Raw genomic sequence first — 18,117 nt, forward strand, 5'->3', positions numbered from 1 at the left:
TGTTTTGCCTTTTTTCAAACGGCTTTAGCCATACATAAGCGCAGCAAAAGCTGATAATATAATGTTTAATATCAACTGTATCGTTAGTTCCCTAGGAGCAGTATGTCTTATCAGCAACGTTTTTCTGGTCTTGCCCGGTTATATTCAATCCAAGGCCTAGATAAACTGCAAAAAGCCAATGTATGTGTCATTGGTATCGGCGGTGTTGGCTCTTGGATAGCAGAAGCACTGGCGCGCTCAGGGATAAATCAACTGACCTTAATTGACTTAGACGATGTTTCTATTAGCAACGTGAACAGACAAATTCACGCTTTGGACTCTACCCTAAATCAAAGTAAAATTGAGATAATGGCGGCACGGATTCACGATATTAACCCTGATTGTCAAACACAGCTTATTGAAGATTTTGTCACCCCTGACAATGTAAGAGACTATATTAATTCAGAATTTGACGTGGTAATTGATGCCGCCGATAGCGTCAAGGCCAAAGCGGCAATAGTTGCACACTGTAAACGTCAAAAGATTAAAGTAATATGCTTAGGCGCCGCTGGGGGCCAGTGCGATCCTTTGAAAATTACGAGGGGTGATTTAGCTAAGACAATACAAGATCCTTTGCTAGCAAAAGTGCGCTCTGATTTACGCCGATTTTATAATTTCAGTCAAAACCCTAAGCGAAATTTTGGCGTTGAGTGCATATACTCGACTGAGCAGTTGAAATATCCAACTGAGACAGGCGGCATCACCCAACAAAAGCAGCGCAGCGACGGCGCAAATAAAATGGACTGCAGCACTGGTTTTGGTGCTTTTGTGGGCGTTACCGCAAGTTTTGGGCTCGTTGCCGCGAGTCGCGCTGTTGATTACATTGTCAACAGTAAAATTTGCATAGCGTCGAAATGCTAGTTTTATATTAACCTTGTGCGCGCGTTAAGTTAGCCATTTAGGCAAGCTTGCCTGCTTTATGTTTTTTGACATCCAAATAAAGCGTCACAATTAACCAAACGCAGATAACACCAAACAGCATATAGGTATTCTCTGCCATAGCCATTACTTGCTCACTGAGTACGGCTGTGCCAGCAATAAGCAATAAATAGTACGGCAAGTTAAATAAGCCCGCAAACGCCACTACTTTTATTGATTTTTTTCGCGCGCCTTGTGCAAACATAAAAAAAGCCAGGGAATTAATATGGATCATCGCCAGCAGTAGTCGCGATAGTTTAATCGGCATGCCGTCACCTTTAAGGATCGCACTTTTATCGCCCTTAGAGTATCGCCCCAACATAAAGTTAATAATACTACCCACCGTTGCGGCTGCAACCATCGCAAACGTGAGCGAGCCGATATCTTTTGCACTAGGATTAGCCCCTACAACAATAAGCACCGCAAAAAATTGACCGGGAAAATAGAAGCCAACGTAAATGATAGACTCAAGCAGAATAATTAAAAAAACTAGCCAAAAAACACCCTCAGTAAATGACGATTTCATCCACTCAAGCAGCTCCAAACCCGGAGGAATAACACCAAACTTGACTAATAAAGCAATGAGGGACAGCGCCAGTAGTGCGCTAATAGGAAGTATTGATGCATATCTCATATTTTAACTTATTAATTAAAGCTTAACTAAAAGTACTCAAGATCTTTAGTATTGGATTAAATAACTTGGTTACCACTTTTTAATATAAGGCGCAAACTAGCAATATTGCAGTTGAAAAAAGCGTTGACACTTTATATCGTTAATAATTTGGAGCGGCTACTATAGTTCTTTAATTTATAATAAAAGCAGCAAATCTCACACTTTACAAAGTATCACATTAACGCAAAATGTATAGTGGCATTGGATGGGCTATGCGCGGCTTTATTTAAACAATCGAGACTTAAAAACAAAGGACTGTTATTCTTAATTTTTTTAGCATTAATTATAAAGGGAAACAATGGCAAACATTAAACGAAAAGAAACTAAGCAGCGTATGAGTAGAATTGTTATTCACCAATCAACCGTGTATTTATGTGGTCAGGTTGCCGCTGACGCAAATAAAGACATCGAAGAACAGACTCATACCATGCTAGAAAAAGTAGATACTTTACTAATAGACGCTGGCAGCGATCGTCAACATATCCTATCAGCCACAATTTACATAAAAGATATGCAAGACTTTGCTGCCATGAATAAGATCTGGGACAGCTGGGTACCTGAAGGATATGCCCCGGCCAGAGCGTGTGTGCAGGCGTCGATGGCAAGGCCAGAGCTGCTCGTTGAAATATCGGTCGTGGCGGCGCAAATTAAAGACCAACAATAGTGGGTGGCATTTCAAATTTACGAACATATTTTACAACACTGCTAAATTGCATTACCGTAATAAACATCATTCATAAGTAAATACACATAAATGAATAAGGTACAACTTCAAAAGTTCATGCAAAACATTGCCAGTAATGCCGTGCTGGCCACTAAATAACACTTCGACCTCGATTTGGACTGTTCAATAGAAAGTTTAGCGATAGTTGATATTACTATCGAAAATTATTTAGACACGTTCAAAGCGCTGGCTTTAGAGGACAAAGCGGTGTTCACTCTTAGTAACATTTATGGCGCTTATATAGGCGCAGTCTTTTTGAAATGCTGTTAGTAAGACTAAGTAAATGCGCTAAGGTGAAGTCCAATCTTTAATCAGATGCACAATATAGCGGCTTTGCCTCAGGTAGATTAGGCCACAAAATATCATGAGTAGCGATATTCCATGCGTTATCGAATACACAAAGTTAATTTCCTGAAGCATATATAGCTGAATAGCCGCATCAAACAGAAGTGCGCAGTACAAGTACAAGCCTAACCATCTAAACCATAAGTGGTGCCCGTTATGCCATAGTATTGTTCGCTTACTCACCAAGTAAAGTGCAAGTAAAGCTGGCAATATAGGCGTGAACGATAAGTAAAAATGGTAGGGTAAGGGATAGAAAATGCGTAATAATCTTTCACTGTCTTCTCTAAACGACAAAGAAATTATTAGAACGATGAATCCTCTACATACAAATAACAATAATATGTAGACAAAAATGGGCGGCTTCAACCGCCCTGCTTCGTCATAGTAATGCAATGGGTATTTTAGCTTCATAGGGCATAGAGGCTTAGTCGTTAATCATGCTTAGGCTCTTACTTGGCCATCTCCATTCACCAAAAATTTCTCGGCTGTTAGCGACTCTAATCCCATGGGACCGTATGCGTGCATTTTGGTGGTGGCAATGCCTATTTCTGCGCCTAAGCCTAATTGACTCCCATCAGAAAAACGCGAAGATGCATTTACCATAACAACGGATGCGTCGACACACTGTTGAAACAGCTGACTGGCTGGCTTATCTTCAGTGCAAATAACTTCTGTATGGTTGCTGCCAAAGGTATCAATGTGGCTTATCGCGCCTTCAATATCGTCAACAATACGCACGGCAATCTCTAAGCCTAGATATTCATGGCCAAACTCAGTGTCGGCTAGCACAGTAGGACTGTCAAAATACTGAGCGGCGCGTTGACAGCTGTTTATTTTCACATTCTCTTTGGCCAAGGCAGCACTTGCCAAAGGCAAAAAGTTTGCTGCTATATCTTTATGCACCAGTAAACCCTCAAGCGCATTACATACACCTGTCCGCTGTGTTTTGCCGTTTAACAAAAGTGCAACTGCTTTGTCTATATTGGCGTCTTTATCAACATATAAATGACACACACCTTTATAGTGCTGAATAACAGGTATTAAACTGTTTTGGGTCACAAAGTTTATTAAACCTTCACCGCCGCGTGGAATAATGACGTCTATGTACTCTTTTTGCTTAATAAGCTCTAACATAAGTGCGCGATCAGGATCGGGCACGACCGTAATAATCGCTTCAGGCAAATTATGTGCCTTTAATACAGTCTGCATGGCCCCGGCAATTGCTTTTGACGAATGCAATGCCTCTTTACCACCGCGCAGTATAACCGCGTTACCTGACTTAAAACATAGCGCACCAGCGTCGGCGGTCACATTAGGCCTTGCTTCATAAATCATACACACAACGCCAAGGGGTATACGCATCTTTGATATTTTAATACCGTTTGGACGCGTTGTTATGTCACGTGTTTGACCCACCGGGTTAGGCAGTGAAGCAACCACCTCTATGCCCTCAGCCATGGCATTAATACGTGCTTCATCTAATAATAACCGGTCTAACATAGCGTCGTCCAAACCATCTTCTTTGGCCGCCTGCATGTCTTGTTTATTAGCCTCAAGGATGACAGAGAAATTGCTTCTTAATTTTGCCGCCATTTCTAATAGAATGACGTTCTTTTGTTGTTCGCTTAACCGAATGATGGTTTTTGCTGCTGTAGCCGCGTTTTTGGCCAAAGTTGTTATTATACTCATGAATTCTCCAGCACAGCCAAGTGCTCATCTGAAATAATTGAATTATGTAAAAGCGAAGAGTCTTTGTCTAATCTACTGCGAATATCATCATCAGCCAAGTAGTTTAGCAAACAACTGCTGTAATTCACTTTTGCTTTTGCAATTTTGTTGCCTTCGTCGTCGCGCAATAAAATAGTGTCCCCCACAGAAAACTCACCTTTCACTGACACGATCCGGGCACTAGTTACGCCATCTTGATAATCGTCAGATTCACATAAAGGTTCACTTAAAACTACCTCACCGCATTCTCTAACACTGTGAGTCATCCAGTGTAAGCCATCAGCCATAGGTTTAGCATGCGCTAAAAAATGCGATCCGGGATTGAAGCCTGAGGTTAATTGTTCAAACGATTTTGGATCGAATCCGTCAACAATATAGGTATCGATACCATGACTTGTAGCTTTTTCAGCCGCCTCAATTTTAGTGCGCATCCCGCCCGTTCCTTGAGCGCTTGTTGCACCGCCTGCCATGGCATAAATTTCATCGTTTATGTGCTCAATAGACGTCAGTTTGCGAGCATCGGCGTGCTGCTGAGGATTCTTATCGTACAAACCATCTACATCGGTTAGCATAATAAATGCGTCAGCGTCAACGGAACTGGCTACCATAGCGGCTAGGTTATCGTTATCGCCTACTTTGCGATCGTCTGAGGTTACAGTATCGTTTTCATTTACGATAGGCAAAACATGGTGTTCCAACAGCGCCTCAATGGTATCGCGAATGCTGTCAAATCGTTCTTTGTTACGGATATCATCATTAGTAAGCAGTAATTGCGCAGTAGGAAAATCGAATAGCTTATCCCATACTTCCATCATGTCGGACTGACCTGCTGCGGCCATAGCACGCTTTAATGCTACCGTCATTGTCTGGGTATCGAACCATTTTCGTCCGGCAGCTACCGAGCCTGAGGAAACAAGCACAACTTGTTTACCCTGTGAGCGGCACTTGATAATGAACTGCGCAATAGCCAATAGGTTATGTGAGCTACAACCATTATTTTGAGGCGCTATAAGGGAGCTTCCCACCTTGATAACAACTCTTTTTTTATTACTAATCGACATATATCCTCTTATTTGATTGCTTTAAACGGTTTTTATAATAAATAGTTAGTGTTCTACTTATTATTGTCGACTATTTTTCATATTATATCAAGTTTTATATCGATTTAAGCTTATAATCAGCTGCTTATCTATAATTTTACTAGAGTTGTAAATAATAGCGCTATACACATTCAAAAATCGCTTACAACAAGTCCTTAAGATATAATCCTGCCATTAAGCTAGAAAAATGCATTATTACCATCTTTACGGTATTATCTATACAAACCTAATAAAGTGTCAAGATCCAGTGCGTTTCATTCGTTTTACAACGCGCTGCAGTACTCATCACAGCAATTATTAAATGGCCAGCGCAATGACAGTTAAAATACACACTCCCAAACAAACAACAACGATGGAAATACCCGTAAAAACCCTCAGTAGCGACTTTATGAACAGCGGCGGTAGTAATGGCAGAATTGGGTTCATCAGCCTTGGCTGTCCAAAAAACCTAGTCGATTCGGAACGGATTTTAACGCAGCTAAGAACCGAAGGTTACGATGTTGTGCCAAGCTATGAGAACGCCGATTTGGTCATTGTAAACACTTGTGGGTTTATCGATTCAGCGGTTACAGAGTCTCTTGATACCATAGGCGAAGCCTTGGCCGAAAATGGAAAAGTAATCGTGACTGGTTGCTTAGGGGTCAAAGAAGACGAAATACGCCAAGTACATCCAAATGTGCTTGCGGTAACCGGCCCGCACGCTTATGAAAGCGTGGTTGAACAAGTGCATCAGTTTTTACCAAAGCCATTGCATAATCCTTTTTTACATTTAGTACCAGACCATGGCATAAAGCTAACCCCTCGACACTTTGCCTATTTGAAAATTTCTGAAGGCTGTAATCACCGCTGTACTTTTTGTATTATTCCTTCAATGCGCGGTGATCTGGTGTCTAGGCCTGTTGGGGAAGTTCTCAATGAAGCTAAACGTTTAAAAGCGGCAGGTGTCAATGAGCTGCTCGTAATATCTCAAGATACTAGCGCTTATGGCGTTGATGTAAAATACAAAATCGATTTTTGGGACGGTATGCCAGTAAAAACGCACATGCAGCAGTTGTGCGAAAAATTAGGCGAGCTGGGCATATGGGTACGGTTGCACTACGTATACCCCTATCCTCATGTAGACGACTTGATCCCACTTATGGCGCAGGGAAAAATACTCCCTTACTTAGACATACCCTTCCAACATGCAAATAAACGCATATTACGCCTTATGAAGAGGCCCGGCAGCGCAGATCGGACCATAGAACGGATTAAAAAATGGCGCGAGATGTGTCCCGACCTGGTTATTCGCTCAACCTTTATTGTGGGCTTTCCAGGCGAAACTGAGGAAGAATTTGAAGAGTTACTGCAATTTTTAGAAGACGCGCAGCTAGATCGCGTAGGCTGTTTTAAATATTCACCGGTAGCAGGCGCAACTGCAAACCAGTTACCCAACCCTATAGATGAAAGCGTTAAAGAAGACCGGTTACAACGCTTTATGCAGGTTCAGTCGGTAATTAGTGCGCAGCGCTTGCAGGCACGCATTGGCAATGAATACTACGTTATGGTTGACGAAGTTACCAGCGAAGGCGCTGTCGCCAGAAGCTTTGGAGAAGCACCTGAAATTGACGGCGTTATTCATATAAATAATGAACATGACTTAGTGCCGGGCACGCGTCTGTGGGTAGAAATTATCCATGCCGACGAGCACGATTTATGGGCAGTGCCAAGCGAAGAGCAAGACTAAGCTAGGTGCTGATTCAGCCGATCAAGATCTTCAGGCGTGTCAACGCCATGAGGAGGGGCTTGCTGCGCTATTGCTACGTGAATATCAAAGCCATGATAAAGCACTCTGAGTTGCTCAAGTGACTCAATCTTTTCGTAGTGGCTAGGCGCAAGCTGAATGTACTGATGAATAAATGCGGCTTTGTAAGCGTATATTCCCACGTGTCGGAAATACGCACTTTCATGCATTTGTTGGGTATTTTGCATCCAACGCCGGTCATACGGTATGGGTGCTCGTGAGAAATAAAGGGCTTTACCATTTTTAGCAAAGTTCACTTTTACCACATTGGGATTGTCTAATTCAGATTTTGTACTAATAGGAAAACACAGCGTTGCCATTTGCATGTTCGCTTGCGTTGACGCGACCATTAGGTTTTTGGCAACTTGAGCAATATTTTGAGGCGGAATAAAGGGCTCGTCGCCCTGCACGTTTACCACGATAGTATTGTCGCTAAGTCCATGCTTAATTAATACCTCAGCAATACGCTCAGTACCAGATTCGTGCTGAATTCCGGTATAACAAACCTTACCTGAGAAGCTTTCTACGACATCGCCAATGCGCTTATCGTCGGTGGCAACAATTACCTCTTGCGCCCCGGCTGCAACACTGCGCTCATATACATGCTGGATCATAGGCTTACCTTGGATCAACGCAAGCGGCTTACCGGGAAAACGAGTAGAACCGAATCGGGCGGGAATTACCACTATAAATGACATGGATATTATCCTGATGAATGCCTTAGCATCATGATTTTCTAATAGGCTGATTTTGTGCTGTTTTAACTTTTGGCTTTTAGGTTTAAGCTTAAAGCGCTAGCGTAAAGCTTCAATTTCATCGAGCGATAATGTTCTTGCTTGGTTTTCTAGCAATACCGGGATGTTGTCTTTAATTTCATACGCTAAACGATCAAATTTACAGACTAACTCTTGCTCATCTTTATTCACCAGTGTAGTTAACATAAGCTCCCCTTTGCATGCTGGACATGCAATGATTGCCATTAATTTTTTGTCAAATGCCATTTTCAAGTTCCTGTATATTAATAAGATGAGTCGTAGATACTTAGCCCACACCTTGATGTTAAAAAGTATCACTGCCTTGGCGTTATTGCACGTTTTTTTACTAGCAACTGAGATTTCGCCTGAATTCTGTCTTCGATCAACGTATAAAAATCATCATCAATAGTCGCGTCAATACGCAGATACCACGCATTTTTATGAATAAAACCCATACATTTAACCGCGTCTTTTTCAGTCATCAGCACCCACCCGTTTGTCGGCAGGTCGTCTTGGGTGAACTGATGATGATCGGCAAATGAAATCGTCCTATCCAGCTTAAGCTGCATATTCTCTAATGTATCGAAAAAGCGCTTTGGATCGCCTATTCCTGCAAGCGCAGTAAAAACAGTATTTTCACCTGCACGTTTAACATTCACGGCAAATTCAGCTAAGCTTTTTTTTTCTTGCGTATTTACGTTTACCCAGCAAGAAGGCTGCAAACGCATTTCAAAGGCCGTCATCACTGAGTCAAAATTGGCCTTGCTTGACTTTTTATGCGCCGAAAAACCAATGTTATGCACAAGAGCATCAACCGTCTTCAAACGCCAAACACCCTCTCGTAGCGGGCCCATTGGCAACAAATAGCCATTGCCTACACCGCGTTTGTCAAGCACGCAAATTTCAACGTCTCGTTTCATTGCATAATGCTGTAATCCGTCGTCACATATTATTACGTTGGCAGCTGTATTTTGCTCAATGAACTTAACGCCTCTAGCACGAACGGGATCAATTACCACTATGCACGGTGCTCGTTTACTAATTAATGCAGGTTCATCGCCGACTAGCGCGGCAGAATCATTTTTGTCTACCAAACAGGGAAAGTTTGTCTGGCTGCCGCCGTAGCCTCTTGATAGAACAGCCAGTGTATAACCTTTATTTCGCAAAGTGCTGATCAGTGCCAGTACAAGTGGCGTTTTACCATTTCCGCCAACACCGATGTTTCCCACTACAATGACAGGAATTGATGCTTCATTAGACGCAAACAAACCCGTGCGAAATAAAAAACGCCTGGTAGAAGATAGCAACCAGAACACGAAAGTAAGCGGGAATAAGCACCACACCCATTTAGCACTGGAATACCAAGCACTGATAAGCTTTGTTGTCATGTTATTCATTCTTTGTCACTAAAGGCGAAGCCGTTAAGATGCAGAAAACTGTAGCGAATGAAGCTGTGCATACATGCCATTTTTCGCCAGCAGCGCCTTGTGGTTGCCAAATTCTAAAATTTCACCGTTTTCTACCACTAAAATTAGGTCAGCATTTTCAATAGTTGAAAGTCGGTGGGCAACTACAATGCTGGTGCGAGAGCGCTGCAGTTCGTCTAGCTGTTGTTGAATAAACTTTTCTGACTCGGTGTCAAGGGCAGAAGTGGCCTCATCTAGCAGTAATATAGGCGAGTCGGCTAATATGGCTCTGGCAATAGCGATTCGCTGGCGTTGTCCACCTGACAGCATAAGCCCATTTTCGCCCACAATAGTGTCAAAGCCATCGTTTTGCTGTTTAACAAAGTCTGTTACATGTGCCATATCTGCTGCTCTTATAATTTGCTCTCGGCTTACCTCACCTTCCTTGCCATAGGCAATGTTGTTGGCAATAGTGTCGTTAAACAATACAACCTGCTGCGAGACTAAGGCAAATTGGGCGCGCAGACTGCGCAGGGTGAATTCATTAATGTTAACATCGTCAAGCATTATTTGCCCCGAGTCTGGAGAGTAAAAACGTGTCAGTAAGTTTGAAAGCGTCGATTTACCGCCGCCAGAGCGCCCTACTAAGGCAACGGTTTGTCCAGGCTCAACGTCAAAGCTCACGTTCTTAATAGCGGGATCTTTTCTAGTTGGATAAGTAAACGTAACATTTTGCAGGCTTAATTTTCCGCTTGACCGAGCCATTACCTTTTTCCCCGTGTCGGTCTCGTTTTGGGTGTCAAGTACAGCAAATATGCTGGCGCAAGCCGCCATACCTTTTTGAAACTCAGTGTTTACGGTGGTTAACTGTTTTAAGGGCTTAAGCAACATTACCATACACACAATGACGTTAATAAAGATACCCACGGTAAGCTCTTCAACCATCGAGGGTAAACTTGCCGCAAACAACACAAACGCAAGAGCAACCGAAGCAATAATTTGAATAGATGACACACTGAGTATTTGAGAGGTTACCAACTTCATATTTTGTAATCTGTTTTGATTGTTTCTATAGGCAAACTTGTCTGCTTCATATTTTTGACCGTCATGCATAAGGACTACTTTATGTCCTTTCACTGCTTGTTCTACACTGGCAGTTAAGGTCCCCATTGCCTGCTGTATAGCCTTGCTTACTATCCGAAAACGTTTGCTGACAATAGACACGATGAGGCCTACAACCGGCCCTATTAAGAAAAAAATAAGCGATAATTTCCACGAGTAATAAAACATAACCGCGACTAGGCCCAACACGAACATGCCGTCTCTGACTAAGGTCAGCATTGCTTTGCCGGCCGCACCACGCACTTGTTCGGTATCAAAAATGACTTTAGAAATAAGACTGCCTGAAGAGTTATGATCGTGATATTCAACCGGTAAGTGAATAAACTTTTCAAACAACTCTTGGCGCATTTTCATGACCACTTTAGTGCCTATGTACTCAAGCGTATACGAGCCCATGAAGTTGAAAATACCTCTTAATAAAAACAGTGGCACTATAAACAAGGCGGCGGTTTTTAAATAATCGTAGTTCCCTATATTAAGGCTTTGATCTATCAAAGGTCTTACTTGAGAAAACACAAAGGTGTCAACTCCGGCATACCCAACCATGCCTAATACTGCAAAAAAAAAGAGAAGCTTAAACGGCTTTATGTAGCTGAGGAACCGGCGCAGCACAGCTTTAGACTGGTTTTTTTCAAGCGCAGCACTGACATTCTTGATAATGGGAGATGGTGACATTAACGAAATAACCTGATTTATAGCCTTGCTTTAGTTTACCTTTTTTTCATGCTTTTAGGCTAACTTATTGATAATAACCATAGACAAGAGTTCAAATATCGCCATGTTTAGACTAAAAAGAACATAACGTTTGATATTAATAGTTAAAGGCACCGTTCACGGTAAGTAATTTTACCTTGCTTTAAAAAACCACCTTGGATATTCATCTTCACGATAAGATGACACCACAATGTCGTTCTGCGTAATCGTGATGTTTATTCTGCCGTGCTGCCCTGTCACATATACCTTTGCATTAACACTTTTGTAGCGATTGACAACACTTTGAGCAGGAAAACTCCAGCGATTATTATTACCACTTGTAAACACCACGTATTCTGGCGAAACAGCACTTACGAATTTTGCTGTGGAGGAGGTTTTACTGCCGTGGTGAGGTGCAATCAATATGCTACTGTTAAGTGAGTTTGTATCTTTATACATGGCGACAATTTGTGCTTCGCTTTGTTTTTCAATATCGCCCGTTAACAAAATAGAGTGCTCGCCTTTATGCAATTTAATAACACAGCTATGCCGGTTTTCATCGCCTGAAATAGGCTTAAGCGGCCACAAAATCTGCGCCTCAAACCCTAAGAAGTTAGCCACACCCGATGGATGAAGTGCCAAGAAATCTTGTCTATTACAGCCTTTTTGTGGCGATAGAGCCTGCCCAATTTCCAAATGCTGTTTAATGATGTTAGCTCCACCCGCATGATCATTGTCTAAATGACTTACTATGAAATACTTGAGCTTATTTATGTTCTCATGTTTAAAAAATGGCAGCAATACCGAATTTGCCATACTAAAACCCGCAAACGAACCGCCGGTGTCATATAGCATTGTGCCATTCTTATCTTTTATAACAATGGCACTGCCTTGACCCACATCCATAGCGTACAAATGCGATTTATTTTCTGAAAATGCGTGTTTATCAATAAATTTTTGATGAATGACACACACACCCAATATACTAAGCACTAGTGGCATTTTGCCATTCCATGGGGGTAATGTTATGAGTAAAAATGCTAGTACTATGCCGGGATGAGTTAGCCAAGCCATGCTTTTTTTGACCCACAGTGCCGATTGCCAATCTTCACCCAAGAATTGCGATGTGCCACCATCAAGCCAATTTAATAACAAGAATGCATATTCAAAACAAGTATTAATTAGCCAATATATGATAGCAACATCGAAACCTATAGCGACGATAATAGCAGCCACCAAACATAGTGGTACCAGCACAAAAGTCACAAGGGGGATCATAAATAAATTAGCAAAAAACGAAACGACCGGCAAAGATGAAAACGTGAACGCTATTAACGGCAGAGTAATTACACTTATAAATAACTGTAGTTTTATAGTGTGCATAAATTTACTCACCAGTGAGGCGTTTGCTGGTAGTTTGAAACGCCAAAGAAAAAGCATGATAACTAACACCACTGTAAAGCTTAACCAAAAACTAATCCCCAATATTGAAAATGGAAAAATAATAAAAAAACTGCTCAGCAAGATCAACAGAACGTTCGGCATTCGCCAATGCTTGGCAAACATCACAAGTGTGGTCCAAAACAACATGGTGAATAGTGCTCTCATTACGGGAATTTCAAAGCCCGCTATATAAGCATAAGCAACACAAATGCTGCAAGGTAACATGAGCAAATGTGGTCTAAAACTAACGCTCATGACTACATTAGGATGAAGCGCTGATGCAAAAAATAAGCCTTTACCAATAAGAAATGTGAAGCTAAACACGATCCCTAAATGCATTCCCGATATAGCAAATAAATGCGCGGTGCCAGTGCGTTGCATTAAGCCCCAATCATCTTTGGTTAACATTCTCCTGTCACCATAGCTTAAGGCTAGTATCCACCTAATATTAGGTAAATCATGCTCTGAAAGTAGATTCACGCTACGCTGCCTTATACTTGAACTTTGCGAAATAAATTGATTGGAAGGACTTTGCCTTACATAGCCAAGCGCAGTTATATTTTTACTGCTGAGCCACTGCTGATAATTAAAACCATCTGGGTTTGCCAGACCTGCAGGCGGCTTTAACCGTATAAACAATCTCACGCTGTCTCCCTGCTGCAGCGATAAGCGTGGCGAATACCACGACAGCCTTACCTTTGGTTTTATAATTTGCGTTTGCTCGCCTATTTTATCAATGACAAAGTTAAATTTAATCGCGCGCTGATCAAGCGCGCTTGATTGCTTAGCGCTATCTTTAGCCGGTGATATACCATGCAGGTTATTAGCTGGCAGGGGTGCTAATAAACTAACCACCTTACCCTGTACAATTAGATTGTTGTTATATAAGTCATTATCAATTTGCCATGAAAGATAATAGTAGCCGCAAAAGCTTGCCCATAAAAAACCGACTAATGTTCCTGCTGCAAGGGCCGAAGATCTTGTAAGGACTACAAATAAGAGCGCAATAATTGCTAAAGCAATGAGTGATATTTGCGGTAAACTAGGCCATAATGTGCTGCTTAAGAATGTTATTATAAAACCAAGCAGAGTTTTTTCACTCTTCGTCATTTGCAGGTACCTGAGAAAACAGCCGTGAGCATAATAAAGAACTTAATCCGCCGTTTTTCACCCAGCCAACATACGGTGAAGAACCACAAGATGCTAAAAGTATTTGGCACAATGCTACACGACCCAAATTTATGGTTGCTTAATCGTCGCTCCGCTAAGGGCGCTTTTGGCATTGGGCTTTTCTGCGCTTTTTGGCCAATTCCTTTTCAAATGGCCCTGTCTGCTGCACTTGCCATTCCAATGCGCGTTAACCTACCCTTAGCTATTACGACCGTGTGGGTATCAAACCCTATTACCATGCCACCGCTATTCTACTGTGCTTATTTGGTAGGAAGTACTGTACTTGGGACTGAAATGTCGCATTTTAATTTTGAGCTAAGCTGGGCGTGGTTGGGGCAATCTTTAACCACTATGGGGCCTGCCTTTTTACTAGGCTGTCTTATCTGCTCACTAGTGGCTGGGGCTATCGGATACTTTTCTTTGGAGTTAGTGTGGCGCTGGTCGGTCGTAAAAGCATGGGAAGAACGCAGGCGTATGAAACGCGAAGATGTCTAAAAATGTACCCGTCAAAGTTTAATGAACTGAGACAATAACTTGCTGGATAAACAATATGTGGGGCTTAAGGTAAGCCCGAAAAATATTTCACAAGCGCATTTTCGTCCCAAATTTCAATGCCTAAATTCTGGGCCTTCGTCAATTTTGAACCCGCTTTCTCACCCGCTATCAACAAATCTGTTTTAGCAGAAATACTCCCAGAAACCTTGGCGCCAAGCTCTTGAAGTTTAGACTTTGCCTCCGTTCGCCCCATTTGGGTCAGCATACCGGTAAGCACGAGCGTTTTTCCAAGCAGTGGCTGCTTTTCTTGTGAAGGAGGCGCTATAACTGGCCACGTTATACCCACACTAACAAGCTTATTTAGCACATCGATATTTAAAGGTTCTCGCAAGAATTCATATAAATGACTTGCAACAATTTCACCCACGTCTTGAACCTCTTTGAGTGCGTCCAAGTTTGCGCTTATTATTGCGTCTAAAGTATTGAAATGTAGTGCTAAATTACGCGCAGTAGACTCACCCACTTCACGGATACCCAATGAATATATAAACTTAGCAAGCGTAGTTTGTTTGGATGCATCTATTGCCCGCAAGAGGTTTACAGCAGACTTGGTGCCAAAACGTTCTAAAGAGACTAATTCTGATAACTGCAAAGCGAAAATATCGGTAGGATTTTGGATTAATTTTTGATCAACCAACTGGTCTACTATTTTGTCACCTAAACCTTCAATATCGAAAGCTTTGCGCGATGCAAAGTGCTTTATAGCTTGCTTAGTTTGCGCAGCGCACACGAGGCCTCCGGTGCAGCGCATAACCGCTTCGTTCTCAATTCGCTCAACATGTGATTGGCATACAGGGCACTCGCTAGGAAAGCTGATCTCAGTGCTGTGTGCTGGCCTTCTATCAAGCACAACGCTAACGATTTGCGGAATCACATCGCCTGCTCGCCTTATAACCACGGTATCGCCTATTCTCACGCCTAATCGATTAATTTCGTCTTGGTTGTGTAGTGTCGCATTTGAGACCGTAACGCCGCCAACAAAAACAGGCTCTAAACGGGCTACGGGGGTAATGGCACCGGTGCGACCAACTTGAAATTCCACTTCCTTTAGAATGGTAAGTTCTTCTTGTGCAGGAAACTTTTGCGCCATTGCCCACCGAGGTGCCTTTGACACAAACCCAAGCCTATTTTGTAAGGTGATCCTGTTCACTTTAAACACCACGCCGTCAATGTCGTAGCTTAAGCTGTTTCGCACTTGTCCTATTTTGACAAAATATTCAAGACAGGCAGTAAAGCCTCTTACTACTTGTGTCTCTTTGCACAGTGGCAAACCTAATGCTTCTAGACAAGTAAGACGTTGGGTATGACTCTGTGCTTGGCTGATGTCACCCCCTTGGAGAATACCTACTGAATATGCATATAAACGAAGTGGTCGCGACGCCGTTATTTTTGAATCGAGCTGACGAAGCGAACCTGCCGCTGCATTGCGTGGGTTAACGAAAATTTTATTACCCGCTTTTTTTTGCAGTTCGTTTAAATTTTCAAAGCCCTGCTTGGGCATAAATACCTCGCCTCTAACCTCAAGGCGTTGAGGCAAGTTGTCGCCTCTTAGTTTAAGTGGAACATTGGCAATAGTTTTAACATTCGCGGTAATATTTTCACCCACTTGGCCATCGCCTCGCGTAGCGGCTTGCGTCAGTATGCCGTTTTCATACAAAATGCTGACTGCTAAACCATCTAATTTTGGTTCACAGGCAAACTCTATCGTTTCTTCGGTATTTAAGCGGTCTTTAATGCGCTGTTCGAACGCACGTAAATCGTCATCTTTAAAGCCATTATCTAAGGACAACATAGCAATTTCATGTTCAATTTGGTCAAATTTTGTAAGCGCAGCCCCTCCTACTTTTTGACTGGGTGAGTCTGGCGTGCGTAAACTGGGGAATGAGCCTTCAATGGCTAGAAGATCTTGCATTAAACGGTCATATTCGACATCCGGAATGCTTGGGTCGTCTAATACGTAGTACTGGTGATTATAGTCTTCAATAGTGGTTTTAATACTGTCAAGGAAGGCTTTGGCATCATCACTAGAAATAAAACTAGGGGTCATTCACATTTATCCATTAAGGTCATCAGGCATTTTTACATGCAATGATTGTACAGGTTGTTGCTTTATCGTTTAGCACTGCCCTATCGCGCAGGCTCAAGGGATTTAATTTTGGGAGATACGCTTGCGCTCAAACTCTCTTATACGTTCAACATACTGCTGTAAGCTTTGCTTACTTAACCCAACTTTATTACCGTCGAGTAATCGACAGCCAAATTCATCAGATATTTTGCGCGTCGCATTGTGCATCATATTAAACACTTGCTGTGGCTCGCCCTCAATAGGCAGCATCATAAATAAAGATAAACCGTGAGTACTGAAATTTTCTATATTATCGATGTCAAACACGCCGGGTTTAAACATGTTAGTCAAACTGAATAATATAGGTCCCTTACCATTAGTATTTACATGTCGGTGAAATATATCGTGCTCTCCAAACTTGAACCCTAAAGTAAGGAGCATGGGCAACAAGCTAGCGCCACTAATTGGGTTGCTATCAGTGGCACGGATATTCAAGACCAGCACGTCTGTTTCAGTGTTTTGGGTCATTAATTTGGCATCAGCACCTTGAGATTGCGCTTGGCTGGCAGTAGGGCTTTGCGACTCATTGAAGTCGATGCGCATTTGGTCATCCGCATCCTTAGCTTTAAGCACAGGCTCCTTTCTAATCCTTTCGCCGACGGTTTTTTTGTTTCGTCTTACAAAGCGCTTTGCTTGCTCAGTAAAACTTAATTGATTCTCGACTTTTGCTGGGGGTGATGACTGCGTTGGCAATCCTTGGGACGCGAATGAAGGTGTTGCTTGCTCAGTTGAAGCACTATGAGGCGCAACATTATTGGTCAACTGTTCATTTGTATGACTCTTATAAACGCGCGCTTGTTTATGCTCTGCGGCTTGCTTATTTACTTGGCTTACACCGGCAGTTGGCATATCTTCACTTTCTTGCGACATAGCTTTTTGCGCGTCTGCAGTGTTTAGCAATGAAACAGGCGGTTGACCAAAGGACTCTTCACTTATGTTTACCGTTGCCTTACTAAATTCAGGCTTGCGTTGGGTGACAACATTAGAATATACCGGCGGCTGACTTTGCTTGGCAGTTTCGGACGTTTCATTACTAGCTTCGTTATAATCTGATTTAGCATTTTCTGCATTAATCACCCCATGGCTGCTTTGCTGGTTGCGCTCATCTTTTACGTAATTTGAGAAGCTTTCATGTTTTTCATCAACTGAGTCACCTAACTCCATATTTTTTGGGTGAGTAGCAGAGCCGCCTGCAGACAAGCCTCTTAGAAAAGGGGCTGCTAAAGTATCGGCGCTTTCAGAGCTCTTTTTATTAGGCGCTGACGGCTCTAAACTTTTATCAGTTGCTGACTTAGTAACAACACGAGCTTTTGAGACACCCACATCATCAAAGCCGAGTTCATCATCGTTAATTTCGCTTTGGGGATCGCAATTACCGTCCCAATTACGGGGTTCAAAACGTGCTTTTTTTAACTTTTCTGAATTTTTACGCGTTGTCCACATGCCGTGCAGCAACACGCCGCCTATGACTAGAATACCAATAATAGTTAATGTTATTTGAAGTTCTTTTTGCATTATTACCCTTGATCTTATTACTT

15 protein-coding genes are annotated in these 18,117 nt (G+C 42.3%); 4 read left to right on the forward strand and 11 right to left on the reverse strand.

What is annotated here, in order from left to right:
- The first annotated feature begins 102 nt into the window (after nt 1-102).
- Nucleotides 103-900: a tRNA cyclic N6-threonylcarbamoyladenosine(37) synthase TcdA gene (gene tcdA, locus BAE46_RS01950; protein ID WP_006004133.1), complete on the forward strand. Its 798-nt coding sequence runs from the start codon at nt 103-105 to the stop codon at nt 898-900.
- Nucleotides 901-937: 37 nt separating this feature from the next.
- On the opposite strand, the gene BAE46_RS01955 is transcribed toward tcdA, so the two are convergent.
- On the reverse strand, nt 938-1,591 hold the full coding sequence (locus BAE46_RS01955; protein WP_070111637.1) for a hypothetical protein: 654 nt from the start codon (nt 1,589-1,591) through the stop codon (nt 938-940).
- Nucleotides 1,592-1,928: 337 nt separating this feature from the next.
- Between BAE46_RS01955 and BAE46_RS01960 the strand changes: the two genes are divergently transcribed.
- Entirely contained in the window at nt 1,929-2,294 is a 366-nt protein-coding gene (locus tag BAE46_RS01960) for a RidA family protein (protein ID WP_006004138.1), read from the forward strand.
- Nucleotides 2,295-2,642: 348 nt separating this feature from the next.
- On the opposite strand, the gene BAE46_RS15165 is transcribed toward BAE46_RS01960, so the two are convergent.
- From BAE46_RS15165 to proB, 3 genes are read right to left on the reverse strand one after another with little or no spacing between them, the layout of a single operon-like run.
- Nucleotides 2,643-3,110 (reverse strand): DUF2919 family protein, encoded by a 468-nt coding sequence (locus BAE46_RS15165; protein WP_006004142.1) that lies wholly within the window; start codon nt 3,108-3,110, stop codon nt 2,643-2,645.
- A 30-nt stretch (nt 3,111-3,140) separates the two neighbouring features.
- Complete coding sequence (locus tag BAE46_RS01965) at nt 3,141-4,388, reverse strand: glutamate-5-semialdehyde dehydrogenase (RefSeq protein WP_070111638.1); 1,248 nt, start codon at nt 4,386-4,388, stop codon at nt 3,141-3,143.
- Nucleotides 4,385-5,488, reverse strand: coding sequence for a glutamate 5-kinase (proB, locus tag BAE46_RS01970; protein ID WP_006004144.1), 1,104 nt, complete (start codon nt 5,486-5,488; stop codon nt 4,385-4,387). Before proB ends, BAE46_RS01965 begins: the two co-directional genes overlap by 4 nt.
- Nucleotides 5,489-5,840: 352 nt before the next feature.
- Between proB and rimO the strand changes: the two genes are divergently transcribed.
- On the forward strand, nt 5,841-7,253 hold the full coding sequence (gene rimO, locus BAE46_RS01975) for a 30S ribosomal protein S12 methylthiotransferase RimO (protein ID WP_040520365.1): 1,413 nt from the start codon (nt 5,841-5,843) through the stop codon (nt 7,251-7,253).
- Here rimO and kdsB read toward each other — a convergent pair.
- From kdsB to BAE46_RS02000, 5 genes are all read right to left on the reverse strand, one after another.
- Nucleotides 7,250-8,008 carry a 3-deoxy-manno-octulosonate cytidylyltransferase gene (gene kdsB / locus BAE46_RS01980; RefSeq protein ID WP_006004146.1) on the reverse strand — a complete coding sequence of 253 codons (759 nt, stop codon included), beginning with the start codon at nt 8,006-8,008 and terminating at the stop codon, nt 7,250-7,252. The two genes, rimO and kdsB, sit on opposite strands and share 4 nt — an antisense overlap.
- Before the next feature lie 96 nt (nt 8,009-8,104).
- Nucleotides 8,105-8,311 (reverse strand): Trm112 family protein, encoded by a 207-nt coding sequence (locus BAE46_RS01985; protein WP_006004147.1) that lies wholly within the window; start codon nt 8,309-8,311, stop codon nt 8,105-8,107.
- A gap of 68 nt (nt 8,312-8,379) precedes the next feature.
- Nucleotides 8,380-9,453, reverse strand: coding sequence for a tetraacyldisaccharide 4'-kinase (gene lpxK, locus BAE46_RS01990; protein WP_083256765.1), 1,074 nt, complete (start codon nt 9,451-9,453; stop codon nt 8,380-8,382).
- Nucleotides 9,454-9,486: 33 nt separating this feature from the next.
- Complete coding sequence (gene msbA, locus BAE46_RS01995; RefSeq protein WP_006004149.1) at nt 9,487-11,268, reverse strand: lipid A export permease/ATP-binding protein MsbA; 1,782 nt, start codon at nt 11,266-11,268, stop codon at nt 9,487-9,489.
- 171 nt (nt 11,269-11,439) lie between these two features.
- Nucleotides 11,440-13,839 (reverse strand): DNA internalization-related competence protein ComEC/Rec2, encoded by a 2,400-nt coding sequence (locus BAE46_RS02000; protein WP_070111640.1) that lies wholly within the window; start codon nt 13,837-13,839, stop codon nt 11,440-11,442.
- A 30-nt stretch (nt 13,840-13,869) separates the two neighbouring features.
- Between BAE46_RS02000 and BAE46_RS02005 the strand changes: the two genes are divergently transcribed.
- Nucleotides 13,870-14,394: a DUF2062 domain-containing protein gene (locus tag BAE46_RS02005; protein ID WP_040520367.1), complete on the forward strand. Its 525-nt coding sequence runs from the start codon at nt 13,870-13,872 to the stop codon at nt 14,392-14,394.
- Between the two features lie 64 nt (nt 14,395-14,458).
- On the opposite strand, the gene ligA is transcribed toward BAE46_RS02005, so the two are convergent.
- Together ligA and zipA are read right to left on the reverse strand one after the other, a co-directional pair.
- Nucleotides 14,459-16,501, reverse strand: a complete 2,043-nt coding sequence (gene ligA / locus BAE46_RS02010) for an NAD-dependent DNA ligase LigA (protein ID WP_006004152.1) — start codon at nt 16,499-16,501, stop codon at nt 14,459-14,461.
- Nucleotides 16,502-16,603: 102 nt separating this feature from the next.
- On the reverse strand, nt 16,604-18,094 hold the full coding sequence (zipA, locus tag BAE46_RS02015) for a cell division protein ZipA (protein WP_006004153.1): 1,491 nt from the start codon (nt 18,092-18,094) through the stop codon (nt 16,604-16,606).
- Nucleotides 18,095-18,117 lie beyond the last annotated feature (23 nt).

The sequence above is a fragment of the Glaciecola punicea genome (assembly GCF_001756615.1).
Lineage (GTDB): Bacteria > Pseudomonadota > Gammaproteobacteria > Enterobacterales > Alteromonadaceae > Glaciecola > Glaciecola punicea.

Coding starts and splice junctions, on each gene's coding strand:
- BAE46_RS01985 (WP_006004147.1), bottom strand. CDS start 8,311: ATGGCATTTGACAAAAAATTAATGGCAATCATTGCATGTCCAGCATGC.
- ligA (WP_006004152.1), bottom strand. CDS start 16,501: ATGACCCCTAGTTTTATTTCTAGTGATGATGCCAAAGCCTTCCTTGAC.
- msbA (WP_006004149.1), bottom strand. CDS start 11,268: ATGTCACCATCTCCCATTATCAAGAATGTCAGTGCTGCGCTTGAAAAA.
- lpxK (WP_083256765.1), bottom strand. CDS start 9,453: ATGACAACAAAGCTTATCAGTGCTTGGTATTCCAGTGCTAAATGGGTG.
- kdsB (WP_006004146.1), bottom strand. CDS start 8,008: ATGTCATTTATAGTGGTAATTCCCGCCCGATTCGGTTCTACTCGTTTT.
- BAE46_RS15165 (WP_006004142.1), bottom strand. CDS start 3,110: ATGAAGCTAAAATACCCATTGCATTACTATGACGAAGCAGGGCGGTTG.
- BAE46_RS01955 (WP_070111637.1), bottom strand. CDS start 1,591: ATGAGATATGCATCAATACTTCCTATTAGCGCACTACTGGCGCTGTCC.
- BAE46_RS02000 (WP_070111640.1), bottom strand. CDS start 13,839: ATGACGAAGAGTGAAAAAACTCTGCTTGGTTTTATAATAACATTCTTA.
- zipA (WP_006004153.1), bottom strand. CDS start 18,094: ATGCAAAAAGAACTTCAAATAACATTAACTATTATTGGTATTCTAGTC.
- BAE46_RS01965 (WP_070111638.1), bottom strand. CDS start 4,388: ATGAGTATAATAACAACTTTGGCCAAAAACGCGGCTACAGCAGCAAAA.
- BAE46_RS01960 (WP_006004138.1), top strand. CDS start 1,929: ATGGCAAACATTAAACGAAAAGAAACTAAGCAGCGTATGAGTAGAATT.
- proB (WP_006004144.1), bottom strand. CDS start 5,488: ATGTCGATTAGTAATAAAAAAAGAGTTGTTATCAAGGTGGGAAGCTCC.
- tcdA (WP_006004133.1), top strand. CDS start 103: ATGTCTTATCAGCAACGTTTTTCTGGTCTTGCCCGGTTATATTCAATC.
- rimO (WP_040520365.1), top strand. CDS start 5,841: ATGACAGTTAAAATACACACTCCCAAACAAACAACAACGATGGAAATA.